The following is a 12,369-nucleotide window of genomic DNA, read 5'->3' on the forward strand; positions in this document are numbered from 1 at the left end:
TCTTTATAATTCACCTTTACTTTGAATTTATGTTAATATATGTATTACACAACAATTGTAACATATTTACAATTATGTGAACACCTTTATTCTTCATGGTTAGATATTTCCCTCTAAAAAAGTTACCCAACCTTAGTTGAATAACTCTAAATTTAATTTATGAAATATAATATATCTGAAATATTTCTCTCTCCATTAAAATCTGAAGGTTCATTTATAACTTCACCATTAAAATATAATGTAGATGAGCCTCCTCCATCTAAGTTATATGCAAGGTTGCAACCTAACTTTTGAAATTCAATTGCTAAATCATAACAACTCATCCCCTTAGACCTAATACTTCTTCCATCAACCACAATTATTACATATTCTAATGATCCTTTTTGACCAATAGCTGTGCGTGGTTGCATATCTTCCTTATACCATGTATCTCCATAATCAACAATGTTACCATCTTTAATTAGATCTGGACCAAAGTCATAGGTATGCCTTGCACCCAAACTCAATAATTCTTCTGCATTCTTCTTTCCATACTCATATATTTTAAAGTTTCCTTCCTTATCTATAACCAATGGAGCACAATCTAAATCAGTACCTCTGTATACTACACCATCTCTTATTACATATCCTGATGTATTAAATCCACAAGCTGCACCATTAATAGCAAGAATAGCATTATGCCTGTTGGCTATAGAAGATGTTTTCTCTTTTATATTTAAGGAAAAAATGTCTCCTGAAAAAGCAGAATTAAGCTGACTTTGATTTTTTATCTTTACTGTTGTAATCCAATATCTAAGGTTTGGGTTAACTTTTACTATAGGTTCAATGATGATCATCATTGTAGGTGACCCATACTTCCTAATCCCTGTTTCATTATCTATTTTAACATATGTATCAGATGGAAATTCATCAAGCTCTACCTGAGAAATAACTTCACTATTTAATGGAGTATAATTATATAAACTAGCAACTAAAAATAGTAATATCCCTATTAAAATAGCAGATAATATTATTGTGATAATCTTTCCAACATCTAGATTACTTAATAATTTTGAGTTCCTCTCATTCATAATATCTCCCCTTGTAATACTTATACTAATATAAATATGTGCAATTATTGTTAATTATAAACAAAAGGACCAATTAATTTAAAACTAATTAGTCCTTTTGTTTATATTATTTTAGTTATTTTTTCATTTGTATTGCTAACTTTCTTAACCTCTGGTAATGATACATGACCCCACCAACGATGAGTCCATGCTACTTTCTCTATTTCACTTTCTTCAGGTATAATTTCAAAATTCAATGCTCTTTCTACTCTATCAACGTCGGTATATGAACCATATTGATTCATTTGTGTTAATAATAATATAGCACTATATTTTCCTGGAGCTAGTGTACTTATATCCAAATTAAATATATCATCATACATGATGCCTGATTTTGCATTTACAAAAGGCTTGGAATAGCTTACACCAACTGGTGTATTATCTGAAAATAAGACTTCAACTCTCAGTCTTAAATTAAACAAATCTTTACCAGCTTTCCATTTCATTTTAAAGGTAATAGATTCTTTAGAAGTAAATATACAATCTTTATTATTTAGTATTTGCGTACTTATAATAGTTGCACTTTGCATAATATGTGATTGCCTTTTTTGGTTTTCAAGATTCATTAATGGGGTAGTATTAAAATTATTATTCATATAAACTTTTATTCCATCATCTACATCACCATCAAAGATAATTTTTCCATGGTCTAAAACTATTACCCTACTACAAAGCTGTTGTATTGTCCTCATACTATGGCTTACATAAAGTATTGTTCTTCCCCCATCTGCTATATCCTCCATCTTTCCTAGACATTTTTCTTGAAATCTCATGTCCCCTACCGCTAATACTTCATCAACTATGAGAATATCTGGATCAAGGTGAGCTGCTACTGCAAATGCAAGCTTTACATGCATTCCACTTGAATATCTTTTTACTGGTGTATCAAGAAATTCACCTATTTCTGAAAATTCTACTATATCCTTAAACTTAGCCTCTATCTCCTTTTTTTTCATGCCTAAGATAGACCCATTTAAATAAATATTTTCTCTTCCTGTTAATTCTTGATTGAATCCTGTTCCAATTTCTAAGAGAGAAGAAATCCTACCTTTTATTTTAATTTCTCCCTCCGTTGGAAGTGTAATTCTAGAAAAAACTTTTAAAATAGTAGATTTTCCAGCTCCATTATGCCCAATTATTCCAATTCTTTCACCTCTATTAACGGTAAAATTAATATCTTTCAATGCCCAAAATTCATTACCAGATGACATTTTATTCTTCTTACTAAATGCTCCTTTAATAGAGTTTAAAAGAACAGCTATAAAAGTATCACTTTTATCTTGATTAGATAACAACCTATACTTTTTACCAATCCCTTCAACCCTCAAAACTTCCTGAACCATATAAATCCTCCTAAATTACATCAGCAAAAGTATCTTCAAACTTTATAAAAAATTTTACTCCTAATGTTAATCCTATTAATGAAATAACAATTGAAAAAATTAATGCTGGAACATATATCCTTGCTGATGGCATAATGCACCATCTAAACCCTTCAATCACTCCAACTAATGGATTAATGGAATATATTAATCTTAGATTGGTTGGTATCACTGAACTTGTATATGCAACTGGAGACAAATACATACCAAATTGCAATATTACTGGTATTATATATTTTATATCCCTATATTTTACATTAAGTGCAGAAAAAAATAAGCCAAATCCTAAGGCTATTGTGAAAGCTAAAATAATAAAACATGGAAATAATAATATTTTTATTGGAGGTAAGTATCCAGTGAAAATCATTATAATTAATAAAACTAATAATGAAATAACAAAATCTATAAACGCTGTAACCACAGAAGATATAGGTAATGTAAGCCTTGGAAAGTATATTTTTTTAATCATATGACCATTATTAACTAGACTATTAGATACACCATTGAATGCTGCAGAAAAAAAATTCCATGGTAAAAGCGCTGAATACACCATAATTGCGTAAGGAACCCCATTCTCTGAGGGCATATTTGCTAATCCTCCAAATACAAATGTCATGATTATCATTGAAAATATTGGCTGAAAAATAGCCCAGAGTACCCCTAGTGCAGTTTGTTTATATCTAACTATAATATCCTTCCATGATAAAAATGTTATAACTTCTCTATATTTCCACAGTTCTTTCAATCTCTTTTTATGAGATGGTTTACCTGTTATTAAAATTACCTCATTCATAGTATTTCCCCCTTTAATTGTAAGTACTTATTATACAAATTTGAATTTATACAAAATAGTACCCACATACATTTTTCTTTAAAGCTAAATAAAGGACATTTTAATAAATATAATAATTCTGACGCAAATAATTTTTTATATGTTTTTATATGTGTATTATCCATATTCAATAGATTAAACGCTTTTTTATAGCAATTAAAAAACTTAAAACAAATGTATACTGAGCTTTATTATATAAGTTAATATTTCTTATTTCTTTAAAGAATTTTATTCTATCTTTATATGCATATGCTGCATCAAAATTTTTTAATGTAAATTTACCATTTGTAATTCCCTCTTCATTTTGATAATAATAATACAAGGGATAGTTAATATATACAGTATTTTTACTATTAAATAATACTTTATGAATTACAAATTCATCTTCATGTATTTTACCATAAGGATATCTTATATTTTCAAATATGTTTTTATGATATAACTTATTCCAAGCTGTAACAAACTTAACTCCATTCTCCTTATGCATCTCATTTAATGCTTCAACAATATTAAATTTATTTATATTTAATATTTTAGGAATTTCATATTTTTCTATGCTCTTATTATTCACCATATCATAGTCACAAAATGCAATATCAGCCTGATAATCAATTATAGTATTATATAATATATCATACATATTTGGATGTATGTACTCATCACTATCTACAAATCCTATGTATTCACCCTTTGCTATATCTAACCCTGAATTTCTTGCTGAAGAAACTCCTTCATTATTTTTGTGTATAACTCTTATTCTTTTATCCTTTGTAGCATAATCATCGCATATTTTACCACAATTATCTGGTGAACCATCATCTACAAGTATTAGTTCAAAATCTTTAAATTTTTGATTAAGAATTGAATTAATACATCTATTAATATATTTTTCTACTTTGTATACTGGTACTATGATACTTATTTTACACATACACACCCACCTATAAACTATTAAATTTAAACCTAATATAATTTATTATAAATTTAAATATATCTTTATAATTAAAAACAGTTAGTTTTCTTAGACTTTTTTTTATTTTTGTAAAATTCTTCAACAAGAATTTTACAGGATACCTATAGAGTATATCTATATAAAAACTTTTTAAATATATTACCCCATTATCAAACTCATATCTATAATCAATACTTAAATCTTCTTGTATAATGTAATCTTTTATTCTAATATATCCCCAAAGTAAATCTAATATCTTCTCATTTTTACTACCAGTTGTTGAATCTGACCTAATCAAATAATTATACCCTATATGCTTTGCCACACTCACTTTACTAGACTTTAAAAATAACTTAGGTATTAACTCTAAATCTTCATAATACTTGCCTTCATAAAATAATAAGTTATTATTTAAAAATAGCTCTCTTCTAAATAATTTATTCCATGGATGTGCTCTTTTTAAAATGTCACTAAAAATTATATCTTTAGGAATATACTTATATCTTACAATTCCACCTTCATCTACCTCATTTACACCAGTTAAACACATATCAGCATCATTATATACACATGTTTCATAAAGAATCTTATACATATCAACCTCTATCCAATCATCACTATCAACAAATCCTATATACTCACCTCTTGCAATATTTATACCTGCGTTTCTTGCTGTTGACTGTCCTCCATTTTCTTTATGAATCACTATAACCCTTTCATCTAATTCACCATATTCATCACACATTTTACCAGAACTATCTGTTGATCCATCATCTATAAGAATAAGTTCAAATTCCTTAAAAGTTTGATTTAATATGGAATCAACACATTTATGAATATATTTTTCAACATTATATACAGGCACTATTATACTTATTTTAGGATTCATATTATTTTTCCTTTCAATTAATATAGTTACATAGTTTACTAACTTCACATGTTGTATCTATCTTCTCCCTAGATAAAGCTTTTGAAAAATTCTCACTAACTTTTGGATTATCGATAAGAAATTTAATTTTATCGCATATTTTATCTAAAGTACACTCAGCAATTAAACCATTCTGTCCATCCTCAATCTGTTCATTAGATCCAATAAAATTTGTAATAACTATTGGCTTGTTTAAACATTTTGCCTCTGCTATGGTTATACCGTAGCCTTCATGTCTTGAAGGCTGAACATAGATATCTGAAGCCTTTATGTAGGGATAAGGATTTATAGTTTCTCCTAATAAAATAAAATCGTTTCTCAGATTAAGATTTTCTATAAGCCTCTCATATTCATCTCTATCATTACCTTCTCCAACACAATACCATCTTACTTTATACCCTTGTTTTTTCAATTTATCTAATACGCTTATTGCCAAATCTTGCCCCTTTTCTTTAGATAATCTTCCTATAGTCAAAATTCTTATACCTTTAAAACCATTGTCAAAATCTATTTTTTCTTGAGCCATGTCTTTAATTAATTCATGTGAAACTAAATTGTTAAACACCTGTGATTTAGTAGATGTAACTGGAAACTGCTTATTTAATATTCTCTCTCCATTCTTAGACACTACAAATATCTTATTAAATCTTTCATATAACTTTGTATATAATTTTTTATTTATCTCATGATGTGAAATATCAAAATGTACCCAGGAGATTTTTAGTTTTGCTTTAATTTTATGTGTTATATAAGCATCTATTATCTCAGTTGGACCTGCATAGGCTATTGCTGCATCATATTCTTTCATATTCATTGGAATGCTTTTTAGTATGTTTTTATAATATATATATCTATCATTTGATTTTTTACTCTTAAAATATGAATAAAAAAATCCAAGAATTTTATGATATTTTCTCTTCTTAATATAACTTTTTATAGTCTCATAAGGTGAATCCATAAGAATTGGTTTAATATCTTGAAACCAATTAGTTTCTTCTACTTTTACCCACTGTGGAAGATATTCTAGAAAACCGCCTTTTTTCTCAAGGAGTAAGATTGTAACATTATATTTATCCTTTGGTATAACTGATAATAGTGAAAGCAAGGACTTTTCAACTCCACCAATATTCATACTGCTTAACATAAATAGAACTTTTTTCACTGGCATTACTCCTATCCTTCTATCATTTTTCAGTTCATAATTACTCTACTAATTTTTTCAATTTCTGCTGTTGTATTTATAATCTTACTACTAAGGTTGTTTCTAATTGCCTCATATAAGTCATTATTGTCTAATAGCTTTTTAACCCCTAAATATATGGAATCAGCATCTTCACTAACTATAATTCCATTTTCTTCATTAATTATTTGCTCAGTGGCTCCAGTAAAATTAGTTGTTATAATTGGATTATTAAAGCACCTAGCTTCAGCTAAAGTTATACAGTATCCTTCATGTCTTGATGATTGTACATATATATCACAATCTTTCATATATGGATAAGGATTTAATCTTGATCCTAATAGTACATAATCTTTTTCAATTTTAAATTTATTTATCATTGTCTCATACTCACTTTTAGCTCCACCTTCTCCAACACAATACCAACGTACTTTATACCCTTCACTTTTTAATCTTGCTAAAACAGGTATAGTTAAATCTTGTCCTTTTTCTTTGCTTAATCTTCCTACTGTAAGAATCCTAATTCCGTGAAAATCATCTTTAAAAGAAGCTCCATTATCAGCAAACCTATTAATCTTCTCATGATCTAGAATATTATAAAATACTTGGGTCTTATCCATTACCTTAGGAAAACTCTTTATAAATTTACCTAACCCATCTTTGGATACCACAAAAATTTTATCAAAACTTTTATATAGCTTAGATGCTAATCTTTTGTTAAAATGTATTTTTTCTATATCAAAGTGTATCCATTGTACTTTTTTTTCTGAGTTTATTTTATTTGCTACAAAATATGTTATAAAGTCCATAGGTCCTGCATAAGCTACTGCAATATCATAGTTTTTATCTAAAGCTTTTATATTTTTAAAGATATACCTATAATAGTAGCTAAGATTCCCAGTAATTTTAGTGATGAAATATAAGATGGCAATAATGATACTCTCTAAATATTTATGTTCTGTTACATTTTTCTTTAACACAGATAAAGGTGACTCATTAAAATATGATTTTAAACTCTTATATTCATATACATACTTAACACTAACCCAGTCTGGTATTTTATTTAAAAATCCGCCATATTCCTCTAACATAAGAATAGTAATATCCCATTTAGTTCTATCCATTTCTCTTATCATCGATAGCAGCGCTTTTTCTGTACCACCTATGTTCATATTAATAACCATAAATATTATTTTATACATTTAATCACATCCACAATAGTAATATATTTCTTACTTCATATATTTTAGTTACTATTTAAACAATTCATAAATTTTATATATTTCATTCATTGTATTATAATAGCTTTCTGATTTAAGATTTCTAAGGATCTTATCTCTGAAACTGTGGTCATCTAAATATTTTTTTATCCCATTTAATAGTTGTCCTTCATCTTGTTCTACAATTAAACCATCTTGCTCATTTTTAATTAATTCATTAGAAGTATTAAAATTAGTACATACAATTGGTTTTTTCAAGATTTTTGCTTCAATAACAGTTAATCCAAAACCCTCATTTCTTGATGGTTGAACGTATATATCACACATTTTCATGTAGGGATATGGGTTATCACGAGATCCTAATAATATAAAATATTTTTCAAGGTCATATACTTTAACTAAATCTTGCAATTTCGCTTTATCTTGTCCATCTCCAATAACATACCATTTAAACCTATAACCACTACTTCTTAGTAAATTAGCAGTTTTTATTGCTACATCATATCCCTTATATCCTATTACTAATCTGCCTACAGTTAATATATTCACTTCATTAGAATCAATTTCTTTAATTTTTTCTGTTGCCATATTTACAATTATATCCGGATTAACTATATCTTTAATTACTACTATTTTATTTGTATAATTTTTGTTTACATTTATAATTGAATCTTTTGATGCCTCAGAAACTGCAACTATTTTGTCAATTTTATCATAAAACATTTTATCTAACTCTTTATTATAAGTAGTAGCTTTGTAATCACAATTTATCCAAGCTATTTTCTTATCTGCATCTATCTTATCTACCACAAAATAAGTTGGAAATCCTTGTGCAAAGGCAATTGCTATATCATATTTCTTTTCAATCCTTTTTAATATATTTTTTTGATTTATATAAAATATTTGTTGATTGTTTTTAGTTTTTTTACTCTTTAATTTATTTAATCGTATATCTATAGATGATTTTATACGACACATTCTGTATAATAATCCCTTAACTATTGTTTTATCGTAATTTTCATTGTTTAAGTATAAATAAAAATTGGGAATATCTAATATATTAACTTTATTTGGAATATATTTGTCTAATGATTCTCCCTTTTTTAGCATTAACAAATCTACTCTATACTTTGAATAATCAATTACATTTAAAAGAGAAACTAAACTTTTTTCTGAACCTCCGATTGATAAGGAATTAATTACAAATAATATATCTTTTTTCACTATTAATCACCTACTTTTTGATAGATAAAACTTCATTTATATAATTTTTTGAAGAAATAATTTTTGCTTTTAAAATTTTATCCACTTTAGCATAATCTATATCCTCTAACAATTTATCCAAAATATAGTCATTTTCAATATATCTATGTTCTAAATTAAAATCAATTAACAAATCTCTCATCCTTGTATTTATATTCTCTAACCTTCTAACAATTGCCATAGGTTTCTTATATATTAAAGAAAATGCCACTGCATGAAACGAGTTTGATATTACAAATTCTGCATTTCTCACTAAAGATATGAAAGTTTCTGGTCCACTGAATTTGAAGTTTTTATCCTCATATGACCCTCTATAGTGATTTATAGTATATATCTTACATCTTCTATAATGTGAAATTTCCAATGCTAATTTCTTTATAATAGGATTATTATCAAAATCATAAACTAATACATATTTATCTTTAAATTCTGTATTACCAATATCATCCCATATTTTTCTATCTAATAAAAATACAGGATCAACTACCACTTCTACTTTTTTTAACTCTAATTCATTAATGATTTTTTTACCACTTTTTTCTCTCACCGATATTCTATCTAATTTTAGTAGATTTTCTCTTACAAAATTTTTGTATTTATTATCAATAGTTTCTGTCGCAAAACTTGCTGCATAGGAAGCTCTTATTTTAGAATCTGGTACAAAATCGAGATAAAAAGCAGGATCTTTTCCATTATCTCGTAAACAATTCCATATTTGATCACTTCCACATAAATAAACATCTGCTTTAGGAATATTATTTATTAGTTGTATATTAGATGTATATCTATATTTTGATAATGACATAAATTTATTTTTAAAAGTGTCAAAGGCTTTCTTCCTTTTCAATGCTTCTAATTTAAATGGTAATTTTAAAATTATATAAGTAAGTTTTGTTATATAATTTTTGTTCCACTTAGGGTTATCTATTGAAATTATTTTATAATGTCCACTTAAATAATCTGGCTTATAATCAATAATTTCCACATCATTTCCAATCTGCTTTAAATATTCTATTAATGCATATGCTTGTAGTGAAGCTCCATGATTATATACATCATGACAAGTTATTGTACACACTTTCATAATTTTATTCCTTATCTTTTATTTATAGTAAATCATATTTTTCTTTTGAGTAAACTACTTACTAACGGTTCCATATCTTCTCCCTTTCTTAAAATAGCTTATATATTTTTCCTAATTCTTCCATATTACTATAGTTACTCTTTCCACAACACTCTTCCATTTCCTTTTTTAAACGTCTGTCATTGTAAATATTTTCTATTCCAGAAGCTATTCCTTCTACTGATTTATCACATATTAATCCATCAACTCCATCTCTTAACTGACTTTTAGCCGTAGGATAGTTAGTAATGATTACAGCCTTTCCTAGTATTTGAGCCTCAGTAACAGTTACAGCTCGTCCTTCATACCTTGATGGCTGTACATATAAATCACAACCTTTCATATAGGGATATGGATTGATTTTTTTTCCTAGTATTATAAAATCTTTCTCAAGATGATTCTCTTTTATTAACTTTCTTATCATCTCCTCATCTCCCCCATACCCAACTACATACCACTTTATATCTGTAAACCCTTTATCATGCAATGTTCTTAAAGCTCTAACTCCATTATCTATTCCCTTTGCCATTGACAATCTAGCTACTGATAGAAGCTTAAAGCCTTTTCCTTTACTTATATCATCTTCCACTTCTTCTTCAGCCATGAATCTTATAAACTCTGGAGATACAATATTCTCCATTACCACCACCTTATTTTTTAGTTTGTTATATTTCTTTAAAAAGGAATTTTTACATTCTTCCGATACAGCTACTATAGAATCAAATTTATTCCAAAGCTCTATATCCTCTATAACATCAGTATCAATACAGGAATAATCCGTATGAATCCAGGCTATCTTTTTCTTAGCCTTTACCTTATTAGCTACAAAATAATGTGGCCATAGGTAGCTTATAGCTACATCATACTCTTTATTTAAACAAGGTAAATATTTCAATGAAAATTGCCACATCCTCTGCATCTGTACATGCCCAGATTCTTCTAAACTATTTTTCTTAGCATATTTAGAAGCATCCATTCTAGCTTTAATACGTGCTAATCCTAAACTAATTTTTTTATCCTTAAATATCTCTAATATAGATTTTCGAAAGGTGGTGTATTCTTCTATCTCATCTAAAATGTTAAATTTGCCCCTTAATAACTTCATAAAATCTCCTTTATGTCTATATAACATCAAATCTACATTATGATTGTTATAATCAAAGCTTTCTAAAATATTTATAAGACTTCTCTCTACTCCCCCAACTTCCATATCAAAGGATGCTATTAGCACATTTTTCATATTTATTCCCTTCTAATTCTATTCCATATAATTTATATAGTTTACCTTTAACGTCCTCAATTCTATATCCATGAAACTCAAATGTTCTTTTTATTAACATCTTATCAACCTTGGATTGTTCTAACATTTTCATTACTGTATTACTCCAAATTTCTATACCTGCTTCAAGATTCAATCTCTTAAGTAGATCTAGATGTAAATCTGCTTCCGGCTGAATAGCTGTAGATGTTAAACATGGTACTCCTGAAGCTTGTGCCTCTAAAAGTACAAGGCCTAATCCCTCATAGGTGGATGGTAATATAAATAAATCTATTTCCTTAAGTATGTTATTCACATCATCTCTAATACCTAACAGATGTATGTTATTCTCTAAGTTTAATTTTTTAATTTTTTCTTCTATAGGCCCCCTTAAGTCTCCATCGCCAATTAAAATGCATTTAAATTTAGGATTTATTCTCACTAAGTTTGACATTAAATTAATTAGAAAATTATGATTTTTCACACGAATAAATCTTCCTACATTTCCAATTAAAATATCATCATTGTTTATTCCTAATTTTTTTCTTATATAGCTACTACCTTCATTATTAATAAATCTTTCATAATCAATATAATTAGGTAATTTACAGTATCTATCATCTTTAAGTGTACTGTATCCAAATAAATACTTACCTGCTGCATCGCTACATGACAAAAAGTTTGTGGAAAACCCCTTTATTAATCCCTTCATTATGGATATGTATAATCTTTTTATTAGACTTTTACTACAATCCTTAGTAGTATGGGCATGAGATATCCTTACCTTTACTCCAACTAGTTTTGCAGCCAATACTCCCACTCCACAATTAAATAAAGTATGAGCATGAACAGCACTATACTCATCATCATTCTTTATAATCTTCATTAAATTTATTACAGATTTTATCACACCTACTTCACTTGGAGGATCTAACTTTATTATTCTTCCACCTAATTTTCTAATTTCTTCATCATAATAGCCTTCCTTATGGTAATAAGAAACAAAGTCAAATTGAATCTCCTTATAAACCTTTCTATATAAATTCATAAGCATAGTTTCGGTACCACCCACGTCCATTCCACCTACAATATGAAGCACCTTATTTCTTTTCATTTCTCATC

11 protein-coding genes are annotated in these 12,369 nt (G+C 27.5%); all 11 read right to left on the reverse strand.

Annotated features, from left to right (window positions below; genetic code table 11):
* Positions 1-152: 152 nt before the first annotated feature.
* Entirely contained in the window at positions 153-1,070 is a 918-nt protein-coding gene (locus B2P65_RS08530; RefSeq protein ID WP_346846598.1) for a phosphodiester glycosidase family protein, read from the reverse strand.
* A 101-nt stretch (positions 1,071-1,171) separates the two neighbouring features.
* Entirely contained in the window at positions 1,172-2,452 is a 1,281-nt protein-coding gene (locus B2P65_RS08535) for a polysaccharide ABC transporter ATP-binding protein (protein ID WP_346846597.1), read from the reverse strand.
* 10 nt (positions 2,453-2,462) lie between these two features.
* Positions 2,463-3,284: an ABC transporter permease gene (locus tag B2P65_RS08540; RefSeq protein ID WP_346846596.1), complete on the reverse strand. Its 822-nt coding sequence runs from the start codon at positions 3,282-3,284 to the stop codon at positions 2,463-2,465.
* Positions 3,285-3,450: 166 nt separating this feature from the next.
* Entirely contained in the window at positions 3,451-4,254 is an 804-nt protein-coding gene (locus B2P65_RS08545) for a glycosyltransferase family 2 protein (RefSeq protein ID WP_346879988.1), read from the reverse strand.
* A gap of 10 nt (positions 4,255-4,264) precedes the next feature.
* Positions 4,265-5,164, reverse strand: coding sequence for a glycosyltransferase family 2 protein (locus tag B2P65_RS08550; RefSeq protein ID WP_346846594.1), 900 nt, complete (start codon positions 5,162-5,164; stop codon positions 4,265-4,267).
* 13 nt (positions 5,165-5,177) lie between these two features.
* The gene (locus B2P65_RS08555; RefSeq protein WP_346846593.1) at positions 5,178-6,365 is read right to left on the reverse strand and encodes a glycosyltransferase; all 1,188 of its coding nucleotides are present in this window, start codon (positions 6,363-6,365) and stop codon (positions 5,178-5,180) included.
* Positions 6,366-6,394: 29 nt separating this feature from the next.
* Complete coding sequence (locus B2P65_RS08560; RefSeq protein WP_346846592.1) at positions 6,395-7,585, reverse strand: glycosyltransferase; 1,191 nt, start codon at positions 7,583-7,585, stop codon at positions 6,395-6,397.
* A 51-nt stretch (positions 7,586-7,636) separates the two neighbouring features.
* Positions 7,637-8,827, reverse strand: a complete 1,191-nt coding sequence (locus tag B2P65_RS08565) for a glycosyltransferase (RefSeq protein WP_346879989.1) — start codon at positions 8,825-8,827, stop codon at positions 7,637-7,639.
* A gap of 10 nt (positions 8,828-8,837) precedes the next feature.
* Complete coding sequence (locus B2P65_RS08570; RefSeq protein ID WP_346846590.1) at positions 8,838-9,950, reverse strand: polysaccharide pyruvyl transferase family protein; 1,113 nt, start codon at positions 9,948-9,950, stop codon at positions 8,838-8,840.
* Between the two features lie 88 nt (positions 9,951-10,038).
* A complete protein-coding gene (locus B2P65_RS08575) occupies positions 10,039-11,229 on the reverse strand; it encodes a glycosyltransferase (RefSeq protein WP_346879990.1) in 1,191 nt (396 codons plus the stop codon).
* Positions 11,201-12,361, reverse strand: coding sequence for a glycosyltransferase family 1 protein (locus tag B2P65_RS08580; protein ID WP_346846588.1), 1,161 nt, complete (start codon positions 12,359-12,361; stop codon positions 11,201-11,203). The genes B2P65_RS08575 and B2P65_RS08580 overlap by 29 nt, the downstream gene beginning before the upstream one ends.
* Between the last annotated feature and the right edge of the window lie 8 nt (positions 12,362-12,369).

Origin of the sequence: Clostridium sp. UBA3061 (assembly GCF_002367465.1) — a bacterium.
In the GTDB taxonomy this organism is placed as follows: domain Bacteria; phylum Bacillota; class Clostridia; order Clostridiales; family Clostridiaceae; genus Clostridium_J; species Clostridium_J sulfidigenes.

Bases quoted from the DNA above. Each gene is read 5' to 3' on its own strand.
- B2P65_RS08570 (WP_346846590.1), bottom strand. From the start codon at position 9,950: ATGAAAGTGTGTACAATAACTTGTCATGATGTATATAATCATGGAGCT.
- B2P65_RS08545 (WP_346879988.1), bottom strand. From the start codon at position 4,254: ATGTGTAAAATAAGTATCATAGTACCAGTATACAAAGTAGAAAAATAT.
- B2P65_RS08530 (WP_346846598.1), bottom strand. From the start codon at position 1,070: ATGAATGAGAGGAACTCAAAATTATTAAGTAATCTAGATGTTGGAAAG.
- B2P65_RS08575 (WP_346879990.1), bottom strand. From the start codon at position 11,229: ATGAAAAATGTGCTAATAGCATCCTTTGATATGGAAGTTGGGGGAGTA.
- B2P65_RS08580 (WP_346846588.1), bottom strand. From the start codon at position 12,361: ATGAAAAGAAATAAGGTGCTTCATATTGTAGGTGGAATGGACGTGGGT.
- B2P65_RS08535 (WP_346846597.1), bottom strand. From the start codon at position 2,452: ATGGTTCAGGAAGTTTTGAGGGTTGAAGGGATTGGTAAAAAGTATAGG.
- B2P65_RS08560 (WP_346846592.1), bottom strand. From the start codon at position 7,585: ATGTATAAAATAATATTTATGGTTATTAATATGAACATAGGTGGTACA.
- B2P65_RS08540 (WP_346846596.1), bottom strand. From the start codon at position 3,284: ATGAATGAGGTAATTTTAATAACAGGTAAACCATCTCATAAAAAGAGA.
- B2P65_RS08550 (WP_346846594.1), bottom strand. From the start codon at position 5,164: ATGAATCCTAAAATAAGTATAATAGTGCCTGTATATAATGTTGAAAAA.